Below are 20359 nucleotides of genomic sequence, written 5' to 3'. Positions count from 1 at the left end.
CTTGTGGTTTACAGCGGCGCTGCCCCTACTGTGCGCACAAATACCCGCTGGGCGACTGCGCGGATTGATACCGGCCAGCCGTTCAAATTACCTTCCGACCAATATCCCGCCGATACAGGGCGTGCTCAAAGCGAACCGCCCCCACCCCGGCGTAGGCCCGCTCGAGGGCCTCGCGCAAATCGCGCCCCAAGCCCACCACGCTCAACACCCGCCCCCCGTTGGTAACCAGCCCCTGGGGGCCCCGGCGGGTTCCGGCCTGGAAGTAAAGCACCTGCTCCGGGGGTAGCTGGGGCAGCGACAGCGGCAGGCCCTTGTGGGGGTCGTCGGGGTAACCGGGCGCGGCCATCACCACACAGGCCGAGGCCTGGGCCCGCCAGCGGATTTCCAGCTCGTGCAGGCGGCCCTCCACCACGGCCAGGGCCAGCTCCACCAGGTCGGTCTCCAAAAGCGGCAGGATGGCCTGGCACTCCGGATCGCCAAAGCGGGCATTGAACTCCAGCACCTTGGGCCCGTCGTCGGTGAGCATCAGGCCGGCATAGATGACCCCTTTGTAGACAATCCCTTCGGCCCGCAGGCCGTCTACCAGGGGCTTGAGCACCCGTTCGACGATCTCGGTCATCAGGCCCGGCGCCAGGGGGTAGGGACAGATGGCCCCCATACCCCCGGTCATGGGGCCGGTATCGCCGTCCAGCAGACGCTTGTGATCCTGGGAGGGCAGCAGGGGCTTGATGGTCACGCCGTCGGTCACGGCCAGCACGGTGACCTCGGAGCCGCTCAAAAACTCCTCGATGACAATCTCGGCCCGCTCGGGCCCCGAGAGGATGTTGGTCACGGCCTGCTTGGCCTGTTGCAGGCTGGTTGCTACCGTGACCCCTTTACCGGCGGCCAGGCCCGAGTCCTTGACCACGATGGGCGCCCCTACCGCCTCGAGGTAGGCCAGGGCATCGAGTACGTCGCTAAAACTTCGGTGCTTGGCAGTGGGGATACCAAAACGCGTCATCAGCCCCTTGGCAAAGGCCTTGGAGCCTTCGATCATGGCAGCTTGCTGGGTGGGCCCAAAAATCTTCAGGCCCTTCTCCAAAAACGCATCGGCGATGCCCTCCACCAAGGGCCCCTCCGGCCCCACCAGGGTCAGCTCAATACCCTCCTGAAGAGCCCATTCGGCCAGCCCGCGCACATTGCCATCCCAGGGAACGCACTCGGCCAGCTCGGCCATGCCGGGGTTGCCCGGCGCAGCGTAGAGCTGCGACACCAAGGGCGACTGCGCCACCTTCCAGCAAATCGCATGTTCCCGCCCACCCGAACCCACAACCAAAACTTTCACGGAGCTAAGAATAACAGGGGACGGGGTCTAAAGGGATAGGGGGTGAAGGAGCAATAGAGCTTCCCGCTCCTTAAATCTCCCCCTTCAACACCCGCCGCACAGCCTCGGGGTAGGCCAGGTGCTCCTGTTCCAGAATGCGGGCGGCCAGGGTCTCTTCGGTATCACCCGGTAAAACCGGCACCCGGCGCTGCAGCACGATGGGGCCGGTGTCCATCCCAGCGTCCACAAAGTGCACCGTGCAACCCGTCTCGCTTACTCCGGCCTCGAGGGCCTGGCGCTGGGCGTGTAGGCCCGGAAACTGCGGTAAAAGCGAGGGGTGAATGTTGAGGATGCGCCCCTCCCAGGCCTGCACAAATCCCGGCGATAGCAAGCGCATAAAGCCCGCCAGCAACACCAGGTCGATGCGGTGGTCGCGTAAAAGCTGGCCCGCTACCCGCTCGAACTGTTCGCGTCCACGTTCTTTAGGCCAGGGCACATACTCGGCTTCTATCTGCGCCTCGACGGCTTTTTGCAAGGCCAGGGCCTCCCGCCTATCGGAGATCACCAGCACGATGTGGCCCAGGGGGTTGTCGTGGGGAAAGGCCTTGAGCAGGGCCTCGAGGTTGCTCCCGCGCCCCGAGGCCATCACGGCCATGCGGGCCGGCCGTCCCAAAGGAAAGTAGCTCATCCGATCACCCTCCAGTTACGCTCTACGGCCAGTGCACGCAGCTTCGGTTCGGGGTATACCGCCACCGGCTCTTCGGCCAGCTCGAGCATCGGTACGTCGGGCAGGCTGTCGCCATAGGCTCTATAAAGCACCTCGCCATCCAGGAACTTGCGAAGGTGCTCGGCTTTATGCGCCCCCGAGCGCACCGGCCCCCGCAGCCGACCGCTAAAAACCCCGCCCTCGACCTCGAGGGGTGTACCCAGGGCCACCACCCCGGCCCCCATCCGCCGCGCGAACGCCTCCAGAATGGGCTGGTAGGTGGCCGAACACAGCACCAGCCGCCGCCCGTCCTGCCGCAGCCTGAGGAGTTCGTCCAGCACGTCCTGGCGCCGCTTGGGCCAGAGTTCGTTGGTCACCACCCACTCGCTCATCGCGGCCAGCTCGGCCTGCTCCAACCCCGCCAGCAAGCCCGCCGCTCCTTCCATAAAGCGATCCTGAAAGGCCCGCTTATCCTGCAAGCCCAGCCGTGCGGCCACGGCCCCCGGTAGGTTCCGGTAGAAAAACCACTGGTATTGCGCAGCCCGCCCGTGCGCCTGCATCCAGGCGGCCATACCCCGCCAGGTCTCGCCGGTGGTAAGGGTGCCCTCGAGGTCTGCTGCAATGGTGCTCATAGCTCTTTGTTCAAAATACCATTTACGCCAGCCGCGAGCAGACCAGGCGGGGTTCTTCCGGAATTCTCCGGAATTCAGGGCAAGAGCAATACCTTGGGTTCTTGGCCCCTGGGCTCATAGAGGGTATCTTTTCTAGCGTAGCGTAAATGAGTAATAGGTACACCTGCCAGTCCAGACCGTGATGGGCCCCTTGCTGCGGCTGGGGTCGGGGGCGTTGACCTTCACAGTCACGCGGCAATCGTTCGTTGTGAGCCCGCTGTTGTGGACGTTATAGAGCTCAAAGATGTAGCTGGTGGAGGCGGTTTCGGAGAGGAGAAGGTTATCAAACCCTGGAGGGCTCACGTAGAGCTTCCAGTCGTAGGTCAGGGCCTCGTTGCTGGGGTTTTCCACGGTTATACCGCCATAGTAGCGGTGGGGGGTAACACAACCTCTATTGTTCAAGTCAATGGTACGGCCATCCGCCACCCTCACCGAGCCACAGCGGATCGGCCCTCCGGTGTATTCATCCGAGTACACCCCATAACCGGTGATTTTGGGATAAGGGTTTACAGGTGGGGGCAGCACATCCAGGGTGAGGGTTCTGGTGGTGGTAGCTCCCTCGCTATCTCGGGCGGTCACCCGGATCTGGCGGGCACCGGTAGTGCCAAAGGTAACCGAGACCGAGCAACCGGTAGTGGCCGATAGCGTGTCGGGTGCCTCCACCGACCACTGAGTACTGCCGCATAGCCGGGTGGTGTCGGGTTCGTTGGGGTCGGTGATAAGCACGGTGATGGGATATATCTGGCCCTGGCGGGGGTCTCCCCCGTATTGCAGGTTCAGGGTGGGCGGGGTGTTCACCACGTCGAGCACCAGGCTGCTGCTGGTCTGGCTGTTGACATACCTGGCAATGAGCGTCAGCGTTCGGCTGCCCACCGTGTTGAAGGTGCGCTTGAGTTCGGGGCCAAACAGGCTATTGGGGTTGGTGCTCCAGCTCCCGCTGTAGAGGGTGCCGTCCAGATTGGAGGTTACGGTCAGGTCGACGTTCCCGAGGGGGTGGGCAACCCTGAAGAACTGAGCCAGGTCGGTCTCGACCCGGAGCTGTACGGTAGCAGGGCTGGTTCTGATGGTGATCGTGGGTGGGGGGGCCGGGGAGCGCCCAAACTCCCTGCCAATTTCATAAAGGGTGCCGCTATGTTCTGCTACCCTTCCGATAACGGGTATATCAACGATGAAGCTGTAGTAGGCCCTGAGGCTCCCGCGCAAAATCCAGAAGGGGTCGCGCGGTACAGCGACGTCGAGTTCGATGGACATTTGTGCGCCAATGGTCGGCCCTGCAATGCCGTAGAGCATGAGGGCTCCTTCGGCTTTGGTGTACGCCCTTGTCTTGAGCCCGGCGTTGATATCAAAGTTTTGGTCAAACGAGGTGTTGAATGCCGGTGTGGGCTCAATTTCTTCCCAGCCCCTGCTATCTGTCCATCTCGCGCCCATCTTTGCCTGAGCGGTTTGCACGGCATTGTAGCTAAATCTTAGGTTAACCTCACCGGTTGCGCCCACAAAAATGTAGACAGTCGGGACAACGCACACCGGCACTGGCCCAATCGCAAAGCACAAGGGTTTGAAGCGGTATTCCGCCACTTTCTTTTCCTTGTTGACTTGGGCATTCGCTTCCCCCGAGACCTGGAGCTGCGCCCGCTGCTCGAAGCCTATCCAGGCCTCGAAGTGGTCAACGTACGCGGGTGGAATACCAAAACGGGGCTTGATGCCGACAGCGATGTTGTAGCCCGCATTAAAGTAGAACACGCCATTAACGCGCACTTTGACCCTGACGTCCCCTTCGTTGATATCGAGTACAGTTTCGTCAAACCTAGCTTCAAAGCGGAAACCATCGCCTACGTTAGCGGTGGGTTGAACAACCCCTACCGAAAGCCCTTCCACCAAAGCCATCGCGGAGGCCAGATCGGAAGCCTCGAGGTCGTCTGCAGCCTCGAGCCAGCCCTGGTGAATTGCGTCGGTGAGATTGGCTTGAACGGTCTCGAGCACCACCTGAGCACCTTCGCGCCGAATCGCCTTGATCTTTCGCAGGTAACCGTAGGGAGCGGCGGACGAAGGTTCGCTGACCAGTACGTTGTCTATCTTTAAGCTATCGAGCAGTGGTGTGGAGGTTGAAAAACGCAGGATTCCGGTCTCGGGGTCATACAGCGTGAGCGCGTCTCGCGTGGAAGGATCAGAAACTTTGGTGGTTGCTGGAATAATCGCTTCGCGTGCGCGAGGATCTGGTGGGGTGCCGCTGCAGGCTGGTAAGCCTAAGATTAAAACGACGATTATCCACCGAAGCCACAGGGTACTTGCGAAATTCTGCCAGCCCATATTACCTCCTGGTAAGATCTCGTTTCCGTCCACCAAAACAGCTCTTGGTTTTCGCTATTTCTTACTTTCTTCCAAAATCTCGGCCAGCTCGAGGCCACAGGTTCCACAAAACCGCGCATAAGGCGAGGCGAAGCAGGAGCAGGCCTTAGCCGTTTACCACCGTTGAGGCACAAGTACTCCTGCGATGGCGCAGCATGGACAGATGCGATAAAAAATCCCCGGACGGTCTTCCACAACCCAGGCCCCCAGGCTCGAGCGCACCGTGTGAACGAGCTTTTCAGCTCCTTAAGGGCAGCCGTCGCTTTCCTCTCGTCCTCGCTAGAGTAGAGAGCATCCAGTAGCTCGAGCTTGCCCACCCCCGGCTCGTCCCAAAAGGCTAGCGCCAGCCCGACCCGCTCGAGCGCCACGCTTTTGAGGCGGGGATGTATTAGGGTTGTGAGCCCCATCCGGCCATCCGTAGAATCCAGTCTTACCATGGCCCGGATTCCAGGTTAGCCAAAACAGCGTTATATCCGCGTTACTCATCCACAACACTCCTCTGCGAGCACATGGGAGTGTTATCTTTGAGTCGTCCTTATCTAAGTGCCCACCCCTAATTTTCCCTCCACTGTTTGCAGCGCGACGGGCCCAGGGGCGGAGCTTCTGTGGGGTACTTAGAGGCCCACCCGCACATCCTTGCTACCGGTATCGCCGTACTCGCCCACCCGCAGCACCAGGGCCTTGACCTCGGTTCCTTTGGGCACCGAGAAGACCACTGCAAAGCTCATGGCTGCGCCGGGCAGCAGGGTGAAGCCGCCACCGGTATTGCTGCCAGAGGGGCTATCGTAGGCGATGGGCGGAAAGGAGCGCCCGTCGGCCCCGGCCAGGGCGGTGTTGCCGGGGTTGTTGATGCCCAGCGAGGGGGCCACCGCGCCCGACTGTTTGGCGTTGCGCAGGCTACCCGTCACCACCACCAGCTCCTCGTCGGGGTTGCGGGGTTGCACGGTGAGGCTGCTTTTGTCGAAGCGGGTGGTATAGCTTTCCATCCGCTCCACCTTTTGCACCTGCACCCGGAAGAGCCCGGTTAAGATCTGATCCCCCACCTTGCCCTGAAATTGGCCCATGAGCTGGTTGGCTCCACCCGCCGCGCGAATCTCGTAGCCACCCTGTACCTTCACCACGCTCTGACCCAGGGCCTTGGCCAGGTCGGCCACCGGCACGTAGGCGGTGCCCTGCACGGTGATAACCCGCGTGGAGGCCACCTGCCCGTTCAGAATCAAGCGCTGGGTACTCTGGGCCAGGGCCAGCCCAACGGCCATCACAACTTGCCAAAACTTCATGGGTTCCTCCTATTTGAACCGCTGTATCCGCTGGATGATGGCCTGGGCCCATTTGCGATAGAACGCCGGGCTGTCGTCGGGGTGGTTGGAGAGCAGGAAGGCATACTCGCGGTAGCGGAAAACCAGGTTGTAGGAGGCGCTTTGGTCGGGCCGCATCAGACCCCCTTCGTCCCCAACCGGAAGGCCTGTCCAGCTCGGGGCTTTGTCACGGATCATCTCGAGCCAGTGCTTGGCCCCTTGAGCGCTGCTTTTGAAGTACTGCAACTGGGCAGATCCACCTCAGCGGTTCGCGGGGGTTCGTTGCGCGGCCTGTATCTTCTCGAGCTGTTCGGGTGTGAACTGCAGGGTGGGATAGAAGAAGCGAATCTTATCGTTCTCGACCACAAACTGCGCGCGATAGGCGATGGGATCCACCCCAATTCTGCGGAAGCGCTCGAGCGAGACCTTTCCCATAGAAATCACCAGGTTGCCGTTGGCCTGGTACTCCCTGGGCATGACCCGCGTGGTCTTGACATCCTCGCGCAACCACAAGTCGGCAATCTGCTTCTTGCCGGAGAGCAGCAGGGTTCCATTCATCACGAAGGCCCCGCTGTCGTCGGCGAAAAAGGCGAAGGTTTTTTCGAAGTCGCCGGTGTTGGCCGTCTCGTGGTAGGCCTTCACCACCTCGATTGGGTTTACGCTGGGGGCAGGGGCGGGCGGTGCACCGGCCTGGGCCTCGCGCATTTTCTGTTGTTGCTCGGGGGTTAGGGTCAGCACCGGCCCAAAGAAGCGAATCTTGCCGCTCCTGTCCACCAGATACTCGCTGCGAAACTCCACCGCCCCCACCCCGGCTTTGACGAACCGCTCGAGCAACACCGTGCCGGTGCTGACCACCAGCGCACCCTGCATCTTCCAGTCGCGCGGGGTCACGCGGGTGGCTTGGTTCTCGGAGGCCAGCCACCGGGCGATCTGCGCTTTGCCGATGAAAAGCCCAACCGGGGTGTGCACAATCGCGTCGTCGGCGTAAAAAGCCAGGGCCCGATCCAGGTTGCCAGCGTTCAACACCTGGATGTACTGTTGGGCCACGGCGATGGGATCGGGCGCGGCGGGCTGCTGTGCGGTGGTTTGGGTGGGCACACAACCGATCATTCCAATGACGAGCAGGCCGAGAATACTGTTTTGAATAGAACTGGTTTTCATCTCTACCCTCCTTCTTTTTCGTATCCTCCTCTGCAGAGAGATACACCTAGAACCTAGCCAACGGGCTGCGGCTTTGGGTAACGCAAAGTGCTACAATTACCGTGACAGGGTGGGTTTTCTGGAAACGGGTTCCTTTGGCTACTGGCTGAAGCGCCGCCGCAAGGCGTTGGATTTGACGCAGACCGAGCTGGCGCGGCGCGCCAGATGTGCCACCGCCACCATACGCAAGATTGAAGCCGATGAACGCAAGCCGTCCCCCGAGCTGGCTGGCTTGCTGGCCAATGCGCTAGAAATTTCACCGCAGGAACGCAGTACTTTTTTCCAGGCCGTGCACGATGTGCGCGCGGTTGAGCGGCTGATGCAGGGCGATTTCGCGCAGATCGTTCGATCAGCGCCCAACAATTTGCCCGCACCGCTGACCTCCTTCATCAACCGGGTGCAGGATAACGCCGCAGTTGTGGCCCTGCTGACGCGCGAGGATGTCCGTTTGCTCACCCTGACCGGCCTGCCGGGCATCGGCAAAACGCGTTTGGGCATTCACGCTGCCGAAAACCTGCTCGAGCATTTTCCGGATGGCGTGTGGTTTGTCGAGCTGGCCGCAGTTACCGAGCCAGCCCTTGTCTTGCCTGCGATCATGCGGGTACTCGAGATCGCCGAGTCGGGCCCACAAATCCCGCTCAGGCAACTGACCTCGGCATTGCAAGACAAGCGCGTGTTGCTGGTGCTCGACAACTTCGAGCAGGTGCTGGATGCTGCCGCTGAGGTGGCCGAGTTGCTGAGAGCCTGCAGGGGATTGAAAGTTTTGGTGACGAGCCGCGTGCCTCTACACCTTTACGGCGAGCATGCGTATGTTTTGCCGCCCATGTCGTTGCCAGAGCGTGAGCAAACCCCCAGCCAGCTTGTTCAGGCCGAGTCCGCACAGCTTTTTCTGGCCCGGGTGAAGGAACACCAGCCCCGGTTCGCAATTACTGCGGCCAACGCACCGCTGATTGCCGAGGTGTGCGTGCGGCTCGAGGGTGTACCGCTTGCGCTGGAACTGGCCGCCGCCTCTTTGCGCCGTATGACCCTCGAGCAGCTCGTGCGAGCGTTGAGCGGCGAACCCCACTGGCTCTCGGCTTTGCGCACAGCAGCGCGCGATCTGCCGCCGCGCCAGCAGACCCTGTATAACGCACTGGCATGGAGTTACGGCTTGCTCGACACAGGCACGCAGCAGGTGTTTCGCCCGCTCGGGGTATTGCGAGGGGGTTTCGATTTATCGGCGGCGAGCGCGGTTTGCGGGTTGGATGAACACCTGGTTGGCAACGCCCTGGCAGAGCTGACTGACCAGCACTTGCTCGCGCACGACGGCACGCGCTAGCACATGCTGGAGATGATCCGCGAATTTGCCCAGGAACAGATGGCACCGGCTGAACTCGCCCTGGCAGAAGAGCGCCACGCACGCTATTTTGCCGCGCGTTTGAACGCACCTGCGCCGCTCGAGGCTTCATTTATCGAACCCGACCATGCCAATTTTCTTGCAGCCCTGGAATGGGCCTGTCGCCAAGGCGATGCCGCGCTGGCCCTGACCCTGGGTAGACCGCTGGCCGATTTTTGGGAGACGCGGGGATATTTGCTCGAGGGCCTGGAAAGGGCGCGTGCGGTGCTGCGGGTCTCGGAGAACGCCGAGCCTGGATTGCGCCTGAGTTTTTTGAACGGCGCCTGCCATCTGGCCTGGAACCGTCACGACTTTGCAGCAGCGCTGGAGTTCTCCGATCAGAGCATTGCGCTGGCTAAAGCCCACCGGTTGGGCCTGGCCTGGGCGCTCAACACGCGCGGGCGAATTTTCATCGAACAAGGGGACTATGCGCGTGCAGAACAAACCCTGCGCGAATGCCTGCAGATCGCAAAAAAGACGCATGATGAACACGCCCTGGGGCTTGCGCTCACCCAGCTTGGCGAACTGGCCTTGGCCCTAGGAAAGCTCGATGAGGCACAAAAGCGATCCGAGCAAGGGCTCGAGCACCTGGATAAGCGCGTCCCCCGGTTTTTGGCGCTGGCCCACACCAACCTGGCCGAAATAGCCCTGCTGCGCGGCGACGGCGCGACGGCACAAGCACACCTGCAGCTTGCGCTGCCCCACATTCACAGCCATGTTCGGCGGGCGCTCTGCTTTTTCACCACCCTGGCCGGCTGGTGCGCCACCCGCGAGCGCGTACTCCTGGAAGATGCCCGGTGCGCTGCGGTATCGCTGGGTGTGGTGGCCGGATTAACCAAGCGAACCGGTGCACCTTTGTCGGCACTGTATCGCACCTTGCAGGAAAAGCGGCGTGAAAGCGTGCAATAACGCTTCACCGACCTCGAGTGGCAAGAGATGTGGTACCGCGGTTACACCATGTCAAATGAGCAGGCCGTGGCCTTCGCCGGTAAACTGCTTCGGACGGTGTGAGCGTTGAACCTTACCGGGGCAGCGCCAGTGGCTTCCCCATTAGGCCCCCATACCGGAGAACTGCTGGAGCCCTTTGCGCCATAGCCAGCGGTTGATCACCCAGAAGACCGCAAACCAGACCCCCAGCACCAAAAAGCCCTGCCCCACCCCACCGGGTACCGGCAGCCCGGCAAACAGCGCCGCCGGGAAGTAGACCAGGTAGGGGAAAGGGGTGAGCAGAGCCAAACTGCGCACCGCCTCGGGAAACACCGAAAGGGGGGCAATCAGGCCCGACAAAAACAGGTAGGCCACGAACCACAGCTCCTCCACCGCGGCCCCGCGCTCGGTCCAGAAGCACAGCATGGCGAAGGTGTACTGCATCAGGAAGCGCAGCAAAAAAGCCGCCACCGAGGCCGCCACGCCCAGCAGCACCCCCTCCACATCGGGCACAAAGCGGGCCTGCGGATACACCAGCAGAAAAACTGCCACAATCAGCAGGCCAAAGGGCAGCCGGGTCAGGCGCTCGGCCAGGTGCTGCATCAGGTGATCCCAGCCGGGGTCGATGGGCTTCAAGAGCTTGAATGACAGGCGCCCCTGCACCACATCGTCCTGGAACTCCCAGATCACCCAGACGATGGTGAGCTGGCGCACCAGAAAAACGCACAAAAAGTAGCGGGCAAACTCCGGGGCCGAAAGCGCAAAGCCGCCCCCTTCGGCGGCCTGCGTCCAGACCCCCATCAGAATAAGGGGCAGCATGGCCGAAAGGGCCCACAAAAGCACCTCGGCGCGGTATTCCAGGAAGTAGGCGTACCAGGTAGTTAAAAGGGCGCGGAGCTTGCGTAGCACCCCTTTAGTTTAGGCCAGCCACCTGGTACCACGGCCCACCCTCGCCCAGCGCTCACTTGCAGCGCAGCACCAACACCGGTCTTTCCGAACGGTGCAGCACCGCCTCGGTCACCGAGCCCAGCATGAAGCGATCCAGCCCGCTGCGTCCGTGGGTTCCCATCACGACCAGGTCGTGGTTTTTGGCCTCATCTAAGATGGCCTCCACCGGCCGGGCCTCCACCAGCTTGGTCTCGGCCTCCACCCCAGCCGCCTGGGCCAGTTCGCTGGCTTTGCTCAGGGCTTCGTTCCCTACCCGCTTGAGGTCTTCGAGCAGCTCGAGGCCATAGGGCACGCTCTCCGGGCTGATCCAGAAGCTCGAGCTGATGTTCTCCAGGGCGTACAAAAACGTCACCCGGGCCCCCATGTTTTTCGCTACTTCCAGGCCTTCGCGAATGGCCTGCTGGCTGCAGTTACTACCATCGGTGGGCATTAGGATTCTTTTGTACATGGCACCCTCCCTGTCTCGGCTGTCCCTAGTCTAATACCCTGCACCCAGGACGAAAGCCCCTGCGCTCGAGGCTCGTAACGCCCCAACCCAGTCACGTAACGCCCCCCCATTACACAGAAAAAAGCGATTGTAATCGGATATCTTTGCTCCATCCCTGTCAAGCGCAAATAAACAAAATTAACGTAACAGCCGGGTGTGCAGGGGGCCGGGTCGTTTTGCAAAACCCCCCTACAATCGCAATTGCTTATGACCTTTCCTGAGCTACTCGCCAGCCTGGTTGCCAAAGGAGTTTCAGACATCCATTTGCACGTGGGCCTGCCCATCATGGCCCGCCTGCATGGTCGGCTTATCCCCATTACCCAAAGCCCGCTTACCCCGCAGTACACCGAGGCGCTGGTAGACTTGATGTGCAACGAACGGCAGAAAGCCCTCTTCGCCGAACGCAGCCAGGTAGACCTGGCCTATGGCGTGCCGGGCGTGGCCCGCTTCAGGGTTAACCTGTTCAAGCAGCGCGGCTCGGTAAGCTGCGTGATGCGGGTGGTTAACTCCGACGAGAGCAAGCTCAAAATCGTCTCACTGCCCCAGGACACCATCAACTACTTCCGCGACAAAGAAAAGGGTTTGGTGCTGGTCACCGGCCCCACCGGCTCGGGAAAATCCACCACCCTGGCCCGCATCATCGATGAGATCAACCAGCACCACTCCAAGATGATCGTCACCCTGGAGGATCCCATCGAGTACCTGCACCGCAGCAAGAAGTCTATTGTTGTGCAGCGGGAGATTGGACAGGATGCCCCCAGCTTTAAAGACGGGCTGGTCGCAGCCATGCGCCAGGATCCTGATGTCATCATGATCGGCGAGATTCGGGATCACGCCACCGCCGCTGCCGCCCTGGAAGCAGCCCAGACCGGCCACCTGGTCTTCTCTACCCTGCACACCCTCGATACCGTGCGCACCGTCAACCGGGTGCTCGACCTGTTTCCACCCCACGAACGGGAGGTGGCCCGCATCCTCTTTGCTGAGTCGCTGGTGGGGATTGTCTCTCAGCGCCTTCTGCCCAGTAAGCAAGGGGGGCGGGTGTGCGCCATGGAAATCCTCAAGGGCAACCTACGCATTCGCGACCTCATTCGAGACCCCGATCGCACCAACGAAATCTACGAGGCCCTCAAAGACTCCTCACTGGATGGAATGCAGACCTTCGACGACCACCTGGCCGAGCTCTACGCCCGCGACCAAATCGACCTGGAAACCGCCCTGGCCCACGCCACCAGCGCCCAGTATGTCAAGGTCAAAGCCCTGCAGATCAACGCAGCCCGCCAGACTCTTATTGACGAGTCGGTGGTGCAGCAGAGCAACTAAAACTAAAACCCGCCGTACTCGTTTTCGGCAAAATAGAGTGAGCCGCGGTGTCAACCCACCCTGGGTGGTGGGTTATCTAATTTTCTGGCCGCCATCAGCCAGGGTCGGTTTAGACTGTTCCCATGTTGATCTATGGGCGCAATCCGGTCTTGGAGGCCTTGCGCGAAGGCCGGGTGGAGCAGGTCTGGGTAGCCAGGGGTGTGGAAGCCTGGCTTTTGAAAGAGCTGGACAAACTGGGGGCTTCGTACCAAACAGTACCGCGCATCCAACTCGATCAGATGGTGCGCACCACCCAGCACCAAGGGCTGGTGGCCGAGATTACAGAACTTGCCTACGCCGACCTCGAGGCCCCTTTTCGGCTGGCCAAAGAGCGCGGCGAGCGGGTCTTGTTGGTGGTGCTGGACGGCATCACCGACCCTCGCAACTACGGGGCCATCATCCGCAGTGCTTTTGCCCTGGGGGCGCATGGGGTGGTGACCGAAGAACGCCGGAGTGCGCCGCTGTCTGCCCTGGTAATGAAGGCTTCAGCGGGCACAGCCAGTAAGATACCTTTGGTGCAGGTCAAAAACATTCCGCGCTACCTCGAGCAGCTCAAACAGCAAGGGATCTGGGTCTATGGCACCAGCGGCAAAGCTAGCAAAACCATTGCCGAACTCGACTACCAGCGCCCCTTGGCCCTTGTAATCGGCTCCGAGGGCGAGGGTATGCGCCGGCTGGTGGCCGAACACTGCGACGAACTAGCCAGAATCCCCCTCTCTGAGGGGGCTGAGAGCCTGAACGCGGCGGTTGCGCTGGGGGTGGTGTTGTACCAAGCAGGAATCAACCGTAGACCAAAATGAAGCCTCCACCGTAGTAACACCGAAAGGCAAAGCCCAGGCCGCCACGACTGGATCAGTCCTGACGGCCCCGGCGCTGCTCGAGCTACGAAACCGGCGTCACCGCAGCGGTATCCTGCTCGCCAGTGCGAATGCGGTAAACCTTCTCTACCGGGAGCACAAAAATTTTGCCGTCCCCCACCTCGCCCGTGCGAGCCCCGGCCAGAATAGCCCGCACCGTTGGTTCAACAAAATGATCCGAAACGCCAATTTCCAGCCGCACCTTCTCGGAAAGCTCCATCTTTACGGTAGTACCCCGGTAGGTCTCGACCCGCTCGGTCTCGCCGCCGTGCCCCTGTATGCGGCTGATTGATAAACCCCGCACCTCGGCCTTAAAGAGGGCCTCCAGCACATCGTTGAGTTTTTCGCTCCGGATGATGGCAACGATCAGCTTCATCACACCCTCCTTTAGTCGGTGCCACCCGCCGGCTTAGGCCGGGCCATCGGCATAGCGGTCTCGCTCTTGACCAGGATGGCCCCTTCACCGCTGGTGTAGGCCTCTTCGCCGTGCTGGCTTACATCCATACCCACCCCTTCTTCCTTGATAGTCGCCTTGAGGGGGGTAATGGCACCCACCAGCTTGAGCAGCACAAAGGTAATGGCCCCGCTGTATACCACCGCTATAAGCACGGCAAAGGCCTGGATCAGCACCTGGGCCGGATTACCTGCAATCAGACCATCAAACAAACCGTTAACCGACTTCTGGGCAAACACCCCGGTCAGGATCGCACCCGTAATTCCGCCAACCCCATGGGCTGCAAACACATCCAGCGAGTCATCCATCCCACTCCTGGCCCGCCATAAGAGCACAAAATAGCTGGGGAAGGCCCCTATCGCTCCCATCACCAGTGCGTAGAAGGGAGAGACAAAAGCAGCCGCAGGGGTAATCACCACCAGGCCCACCACAATCGCGGTAGCCAGCCCCACAGCGGTCACCCGCCCCGTCCGCATCAGATCGATGAGCGACCAGGCCACAATGGTGGCAGCGGGGGCCAGGATGGTGTTGGTCAGGGCCAGCCCGGCCGTGGCGCTGGCCGCCCAGGCGCTGCCCGCATTAAAGCCAAACCAGCCAAACCACAACAACGCCGCCCCCAGCAAGACAAAAGGCACGTTGTGCGGTAGAACGGCCTGCCGTCCAAAATCTTTGCGGGCCCCCAGCACCAGGGCTGCTACCACCGCGGCAATCCCGGAGTTGATGTGTACCACCGTACCGCCGGCGAAGTCCCAGGCCCCCAGGTCAGCCAGGAAGCCACCCCCCCAGACCCATTTGGCAATGGGCGCGTAAACCAGAAGGCTCCAGAGGGTGATGAACAGCAAAAAGGCCGGGAAGCGCATCCGTTCTACCACCGCACCGGAGATCAGGGCCGCGGTGATAATGGCAAAGGTTCCCTGAAAGATCATCCAAAGCATGTGGGGAATGGTGATGGAAACAATCGCCCCCTTGTTCTCCATACCCACGTTGTTCAAGAACAAGTAGCGCAGGTCACCGATAAAGTTGCCATCCCCGGAGAGGGCCAGGGTGTAGCCCAACAAGGCCCAGGCCACAGCCACAAAGCCCAGCGCCGAGAAGCTCATCATCATGGTGTTAAGGGCGTTTTTTGAGCGAACCATCCCCCCATAAAAGAAAGCCAGCGCCGGCGTCATTAGCAGAACCAGGCCGGTAGCCACCAGCATCCAGGCGGTGTCGGCAGCGCTGAACTCAGGGTCTTGGGCAAAAGCCAGGCCACCCAGCAATGCCGCCAAGCCAAACGGTAGTCGAAGGTTTTTCATCAACCTCTCACCTCCTGAGCATAAGGCTACCGGCAGATTGTGCAAGTTGTCAATGCTTTTTTTGACAATTGTTAATCTTTTTATTTACACTTTGCACATTCGCATGAAATAAATTGCCTGATTGGGGTCAATAAATACCAGATGTCCAACAAACTTTGTCACAAACAAACCCACGCGCCGGGCAACCGCAAGCTGTCCTACAATGCAACCCACCATACCCCCTACAACCCATCTGGCTCTAAACTAGAATTCGAACATGACCGAGCGGCAGCGGCGCATACTGCATCTTCTGGTAGACATCTACATCCAGACCCAAGCCCCCGTGCCTTCGGGGGTACTGGCCCAGCAGTTGTCGCTTTCGCCGGCCACCGTGCGGTACGATCTGATTGAGCTCGAGCAGCAAGGCTTAATCGGCAAACCCCACACTTCGGCGGGTCGTGTACCCACCCGCGCCGGATTCCATCACTACGCGCTCTCCAAACTACCCCCCAACCCCTTACCTCAGGCCATGCTAGAAAAGCTAGCCCAGGTACTGGAGGATGCCGGCCCAAGACGAGAGGCGCTGCTGGTGCAGGTAGCCTCCAAGCTAGCCGGTTACCCCGCCACCCTGCGGCTACGGCCCCAGCGTGCACCCAAACTGTTGCAGGTGCACCTTTCCAACCTGACATCTGGCAAAGTTCTGGCGGTGGCGGTACTGGAAGGTGGGCGGGTTCGCGAAGCCCGCATCGAGCTATCCTTCACACCCACCGAAGCCCAGCTCAATGAGGCTGAGCAACGCCTGTACAAAGCCAGCGAGCCAGTTAAGGCCAGCACACCCGCCATGATGGAACTGTACGAGTCCATCGGAAGGGCCTTCGCCCAGGGCAGCCAGGAGGAGTACCGCGAGGGAATGGGTCTCTTGCTCAGCGAACCCGAGGCTCAAAACCCTCTGTTTTTGCGCCAGGCCATTGCGGTGTTCGAGGCCCCCAGCGACTCCACCTTTACCCCGCCCGGCGGCGTGAATGTTCGGGTCGGCGAAAATGAAGGGCTTTCGCTGGTGCAAGCCGGCATTAAAGTCAACGACCAGATCGGCGAGCTAACCCTTCTGGGCCCGGTTCGCATGCGCTACGAAAGGGCCTTATCGGTGGCTTTTACCATGAGCCAGGTGTATATGGGAAAGTGACCAGCCAGTATTGGAGGTGTTCTTAATGCATCCCAGCCATAACCCTGGACTATTCTTATAAATATGCGCGTACAGGTGTTGTTGTTTGCCCTTTTCCGCGAGCAGGCCGGACAGGCCCGGTTGCAGCTCGAGCTGCCAGAAGGTTCCACCGTGGCCGATGTCAAAGCCCTGCTGGAAGCCCAGTATCCCCTGCGGCTCAGCGGCGGGCTGGCCGCCATCAACGAACAGCTCGCCCAGCCCCACCAGCCACTCAAGGACGGTGATGAGCTGGCTTTCTTACCGCCGGTATCGGGCGGATCCACTACACCCGCCGCTGACCCAGCCCTGGCCACTGGAAACGAAAGCTTTGGCCTGACCTACGAAGCCCTGGCCCTGCAACCCTGGGTAGACTGGGCTTCAGACCACCCCTACGGCGCGGTGGTTAGCTTTTTGGGCACCACCCGTAGCCCCAACAAAGGCCTGTTGGTGAGCTATCTGGAGTACGAGGCCTACCCCGGCATGGCCGAGAAGGTAATGCAGCAGATTATCGCCGAGATGCGCGCGCGCTGGGTGCTGGGCCGGGTGGCCTTGTGGCACCGCCTGGGCCGGGTGCTGCCCGGCGAGGGCTCCATCTTAATAGTGGTTTCGGCCCCCCACCGCCCCGAGGCTTTCGAAGCCTGCCGCTATGCCATTGAGCGGGTCAAACAAATCCTTCCGGTTTGGAAAAAGGAATTCCTGCCCGACGGCTCCCACTGGGTAGAGGGGCATGCACCGGAGGAACACCGCCTTTAAGACTCTTTACGGCCCTCGATCTGGCAGCTTCAAAGCAAAGCATGAGAAAACCCGCCCTGGACTGGGTATCTACAGCCACCCCAATTGCCCTGTCGTGTTGGACAAACGCGAGCGCCTATGCTATAAATGACAGGTATGTCTCAGCATAGGGTCTAGAGTCCCTGGGGAGACAACCCGTCGCGCAGACCATCAACAGCCCAGTCCCAGAGCAATCTGGGCGGGGTTTTAGCGCGACAAACGGCAAAGGCAGAGAGGAAACAGGCGAATGGAAGACCAAGCTACCCAGACTCCAGTGGAAACTGGAAAAGAACCCCAAGCTTTTAGCATGGAGCAGGCCCTGCAAGATGCAGAGGCAAGGCTCGAGAAGACCGTCCAGCGCGGCCAGATTGTCACCGGCACCGTGGTGCTCGTCACCAACGACGGTGTGATGGTAGACATCGGGGCGCGCACCGAAGCCGTTATTCCGTTCAACCAGCTCACCGAGGAGAACCTGTCGGAAGAGGAGCTCAAGAATCTCCTCAAGCCAGGCGACACCGTGACTGCTTACGTGGTTCGGGCCGACCTCGAGAACGGCCAGGTGGTGCTCTCCAAAAAGCGGGCCGAGGCCGATCAGAGCTGGGTCAAGATCCAGGCCCTCTACGAGCAGGGCGAGCCGGTAATGGTGCAGGTTAAGGAAAAGGTCAAAGGGGGTCTGGTAGCGACCATTGAAGGCCTTCGCGCTTTCCTGCCGGCCAGCCAGGTAGATCTGAAGCGCACCCCCGATCTCGACGAGTACGTAGGCCAGAGCTTTTTGGTCAAAATCATCGAGCTTAACCGCAAAAAAGGCCGGATCATCCTGTCGCGCCGTACGGTGCTGGAAGCCGAGCAAAAAGCGGCCCGGAGCCAGGTGCTGGCCAGCCTGAAAGAAGGCGAGGTGGTCGAAGGCCAGGTGGTTGAGGTCACCGATTTTGGCGTGTTTGTGGCTTTGGGCGGCGTGGATGGCCTGGTGCACCGCAGCGAAATTACCTGGGGCCGCTTCAATCATCCCAGGGATGTGGTGCAGAAGGGCCAGACCGTCAAAGCCAAGGTGCTTTCGGTGGATACCGAGCGTGAACGGGTCAACCTCTCGATGAAGGCCCTCACCCAGGATCCCTGGCTGACCGTCTCCGAAAAATACCCTGTGGGCTCCAGGCTCACCGGCAAGGTGGTCGGTCTAACCCAGTTCGGGGCCTTCGTGGAGGTGGAACCCGGCCTCGAGGGTCTCATTCACATCTCCGAGCTGTCCTGGACCAAGCGCCCCAAGCACCCTGGCGAGATCCTGAAGGAGGGCCAGGAAGTAGAGGCCCAGGTTCTGCGCATCGACCCGGAGGAGCGCCGGCTCTCGCTGGGCCTAAAGCAGACCCAGCCCGACCCCTGGAAGAGCCTGCCCGACCGCTACCCCCCGGGTACGCCGGTCAAGGGCAAGGTCACTGGCCTCACCGACTTCGGGGTGTTTGTGGAGATCGAGCCGGGCATCGAGGGCCTGATTCACGTCTCCGAGCTGGCCTACGAGCGCGTCGAGAAGCCTTCCGAGATCTTCAAGAAGGGCGACGAGGTGGAGGCGGCCATCCTCCAGATTGACCCGGTGGAGCAGCGCATCAGCCTCTCGCGCAAACGCCTGCTACCTCCCCCGGCCCATGCAGTTAGCATCCCTGGCGGGGAGGAAGGCGAGGGTCGCAAGGGCCGCCGCGAGGGCAAGGAAGGCGAGCGCCCCAAGCGTTCGAAGGGCAAAGGTGGGGCCCGCGAAGGGCGCGGCCGCGACCACGACTACGACTACGGCATGGGTGGCGGGGCTGCCTCCTATACCAACTACGACCCCAGCGTGGTTGCTACCTCCAACACCAACGTTAAGCTTGGCGATGTGTTCGGCGATCTCCTAAGCCAGATTGCCTTGGAAGAGGACAAAGACAAAGAAAAGGCCTAACCTTCTCTGCCGGCCGGTAGCCGCCCAGGTGGGCGGCTATTTTTTTGAGGGGCCGGTTCGGTCAGCAGGGCCTAAAGCCCCACAAACCGTCCATCTTCCTGCAAAACCTCTCCGTCGGCCAGAAGACGCCCCCCGCGGCGCAGATCCAGAATCAGATCCCAGTGGATCGAGGAGGTGTTGGTTCCGCCGGTTTCGGGGTAGCTCTGGCCCAAGGCCAGGTGCACTGTACCACCAATTTTTTCGTCGTAGAGGATAAGGCCGGTGGGGTGAGTGATACCGAAGTTGGTGCCGATGCCCACCTCGCCCAAGCAGCGGGCCCCTGGGTCGGCCTCGAGCATCTTCAGCAGGTATTCCTCGCCGGTCTGGGCGCTGGCCTCCACCACCCGCCCCGCCCGAAAGACCAGGCGCACCCCTTCCACCCGCTGGCCTGCCACCACCACCGGCAGGTTGAAGCGCACCGGGCCCTCAACCGAGGCCTCGAGCGGGCTGGTAAACACCTCCCCGCTGGGCATATTGCGCTTGCCATCGGAGTTAATCCAGGTGCGCCCTTCCACCGATAAGCGCAGGTCGGTTTCGTCGGCCTGGATGCGAATTTCCTTCACCTTATGCAACCGCTCGATAAGGGCTGCCTGGAATGCCGAGAGTTCGTGCCAGGCCGCGATGGGATCGGGTCGGTCGAGGTACAGGGCTCGCTCCACAAAGGCCCGGAAGCCTGTTGTGGACATCCCGGCCTGCTGGGCGTAGCCGGCGGTGGGGTACAGGGTCAGGCACCAGCGCTTGCGGGCCCGCATCCGCTTGTAGGGCCGCCAGCCCGCCTCAAACTGGGCTATGCGGGCTGGGGGCACCTCGCTAAGCTCGAGCGGATTCTGGGCGCTCTCAATGCGCAGGCTGGCATCCACCTGCTCCATAAGCTGCATCTGGGGTTTTGGGGGCCGATCCAGCCAGGCCTCGCCCAGCATAAAGAAGGGCCTCGAGACCGCCGCGGGAAATAGCTGCACAATGGGATAGGCACCACACTGTAAAACCACCTCATGCAGGGCCTCGAGCAGGGGGAGGGCGGCCGGTTCGGCTTCAATCAGCACGGTCTGGCCCGGCTGTAAGTCCAGGCAGTAGCGCGCCAGTAACCAGGCAAAGCGGCTTTCCATATTCTCAAAGTTATACCGGAGCGTGTTTCAATTTGGCCCAGCGCATCGAGCAAATTGCCCATTCGGAATCCTCGGGCGCATATGCACGTGAAAATCACCACTTCTGCGCTATG

At 61.0% G+C, this 20359-nt stretch carries 18 protein-coding genes and 1 pseudogene; 7 read left to right on the top strand and 12 right to left on the bottom strand.

Translation table 11 applies throughout. The features are described 5' to 3' along the window. Positions 1 to 82 precede the first annotated feature (82 nt). The 7 genes and pseudogenes from purD to MRUB_RS00615 form a co-directional block, all read right to left on the bottom strand. Positions 83 to 1324, bottom strand: coding sequence for a phosphoribosylamine--glycine ligase (gene purD / locus MRUB_RS00650; protein ID WP_013012426.1), 1242 nt, complete (start codon positions 1322 to 1324; stop codon positions 83 to 85). 79 nt (positions 1325 to 1403) lie between these two features. Next, positions 1404 to 1991 (bottom strand): annotated as a pseudogene (gene purN, locus MRUB_RS00645) (phosphoribosylglycinamide formyltransferase); the annotation flags it as partial. Beyond that, the gene (locus MRUB_RS00640) at positions 1988 to 2641 is read right to left on the bottom strand and encodes an HAD family hydrolase (protein ID WP_013012424.1); all 654 of its coding nucleotides are present in this window, start codon (positions 2639 to 2641) and stop codon (positions 1988 to 1990) included. The gene MRUB_RS00640 and the pseudogene purN, both read right to left, overlap by 4 nt. Before the next feature lie 132 nt (positions 2642 to 2773). After that, a complete protein-coding gene (locus tag MRUB_RS00635; RefSeq protein WP_015586248.1) occupies positions 2774 to 4663 on the bottom strand; it encodes a hypothetical protein in 1890 nt (629 codons plus the stop codon). Between the two features lie 977 nt (positions 4664 to 5640). Further along, a complete protein-coding gene (locus tag MRUB_RS00625) occupies positions 5641 to 6306 on the bottom strand; it encodes a DUF4352 domain-containing protein (RefSeq protein ID WP_013012422.1) in 666 nt (221 codons plus the stop codon). A 9-nt stretch (positions 6307 to 6315) separates the two neighbouring features. Then, positions 6316 to 6570, bottom strand: coding sequence for a hypothetical protein (locus MRUB_RS00620; RefSeq protein ID WP_013012421.1), 255 nt, complete (start codon positions 6568 to 6570; stop codon positions 6316 to 6318). Between the two features lie 15 nt (positions 6571 to 6585). Continuing rightward, the gene (locus tag MRUB_RS00615) at positions 6586 to 7485 is read right to left on the bottom strand and encodes a nuclear transport factor 2 family protein (RefSeq protein WP_013012420.1); all 900 of its coding nucleotides are present in this window, start codon (positions 7483 to 7485) and stop codon (positions 6586 to 6588) included. A 109-nt stretch (positions 7486 to 7594) separates the two neighbouring features. Here MRUB_RS00615 and MRUB_RS00610 point away from each other — a divergent pair, with 109 nt between their 5' ends. Continuing rightward, positions 7595 to 8842, top strand: coding sequence for an ATP-binding protein (locus MRUB_RS00610; RefSeq protein ID WP_041654025.1), 1248 nt, complete (start codon positions 7595 to 7597; stop codon positions 8840 to 8842). Positions 8843 to 8854: 12 nt separating this feature from the next. Next, the gene (locus MRUB_RS00605) at positions 8855 to 9808 is read left to right on the top strand and encodes a tetratricopeptide repeat protein (protein WP_157413554.1); all 954 of its coding nucleotides are present in this window, start codon (positions 8855 to 8857) and stop codon (positions 9806 to 9808) included. A 141-nt stretch (positions 9809 to 9949) separates the two neighbouring features. Here MRUB_RS00605 and MRUB_RS00600 read toward each other — a convergent pair whose 3' ends face one another. Both MRUB_RS00600 and MRUB_RS00595 read right to left on the bottom strand, forming a co-directional pair. Next, complete coding sequence (locus MRUB_RS00600; RefSeq protein WP_013012419.1) at positions 9950 to 10735, bottom strand: ABC transporter permease; 786 nt, start codon at positions 10733 to 10735, stop codon at positions 9950 to 9952. Positions 10736 to 10787: 52 nt separating this feature from the next. After that, positions 10788 to 11222, bottom strand: coding sequence for a universal stress protein (locus tag MRUB_RS00595; RefSeq protein ID WP_013012418.1), 435 nt, complete (start codon positions 11220 to 11222; stop codon positions 10788 to 10790). Positions 11223 to 11468: 246 nt separating this feature from the next. Between MRUB_RS00595 and MRUB_RS00590 the strand changes: the two genes are divergently transcribed. Both MRUB_RS00590 and rlmB read left to right on the top strand, forming a co-directional pair. Continuing rightward, entirely contained in the window at positions 11469 to 12581 is a 1113-nt protein-coding gene (locus tag MRUB_RS00590) for a type IV pilus twitching motility protein PilT (protein ID WP_013012417.1), read from the top strand. A 122-nt stretch (positions 12582 to 12703) separates the two neighbouring features. After that, positions 12704 to 13420, top strand: a complete 717-nt coding sequence (gene rlmB / locus MRUB_RS00585) for a 23S rRNA (guanosine(2251)-2'-O)-methyltransferase RlmB (RefSeq protein WP_013012416.1) — start codon at positions 12704 to 12706, stop codon at positions 13418 to 13420. A gap of 82 nt (positions 13421 to 13502) precedes the next feature. On the opposite strand, the gene MRUB_RS00580 is transcribed toward rlmB, so the two are convergent. Further along, a complete protein-coding gene (locus MRUB_RS00580) occupies positions 13503 to 13853 on the bottom strand; it encodes a P-II family nitrogen regulator (protein WP_013012415.1) in 351 nt (116 codons plus the stop codon). Between the two features lie 11 nt (positions 13854 to 13864). Further along, a complete protein-coding gene (locus tag MRUB_RS00575; RefSeq protein WP_013012414.1) occupies positions 13865 to 15226 on the bottom strand; it encodes an ammonium transporter in 1362 nt (453 codons plus the stop codon). Between the two features lie 256 nt (positions 15227 to 15482). Here MRUB_RS00575 and MRUB_RS00570 point away from each other — a divergent pair, with 256 nt between their 5' ends. From MRUB_RS00570 to MRUB_RS00560, 3 genes are all read left to right on the top strand, one after another. After that, complete coding sequence (locus tag MRUB_RS00570) at positions 15483 to 16388, top strand: DeoR family transcriptional regulator (protein WP_013012412.1); 906 nt, start codon at positions 15483 to 15485, stop codon at positions 16386 to 16388. Positions 16389 to 16451: 63 nt separating this feature from the next. Beyond that, a complete protein-coding gene (moaD, locus tag MRUB_RS00565) occupies positions 16452 to 17159 on the top strand; it encodes a molybdopterin converting factor subunit 1 (protein WP_013012411.1) in 708 nt (235 codons plus the stop codon). Between the two features lie 265 nt (positions 17160 to 17424). Next, complete coding sequence (locus tag MRUB_RS00560) at positions 17425 to 19101, top strand: 30S ribosomal protein S1 (RefSeq protein ID WP_013012410.1); 1677 nt, start codon at positions 17425 to 17427, stop codon at positions 19099 to 19101. Between the two features lie 71 nt (positions 19102 to 19172). Here MRUB_RS00560 and MRUB_RS00555 read toward each other — a convergent pair whose 3' ends face one another. Further along, positions 19173 to 20246, bottom strand: coding sequence for an aminopeptidase (locus MRUB_RS00555; protein WP_013012409.1), 1074 nt, complete (start codon positions 20244 to 20246; stop codon positions 19173 to 19175). Positions 20247 to 20359: the final 113 nt, after the last annotated feature.

The sequence above is a fragment of the Meiothermus ruber DSM 1279 genome, assembly GCF_000024425.1.
GTDB lineage: Bacteria > Deinococcota > Deinococci > Deinococcales > Thermaceae > Meiothermus > Meiothermus ruber.
Note: the sequence above shows the minus strand (reverse complement) of the source record. Positions and strands in the feature narration are given on the sequence as shown.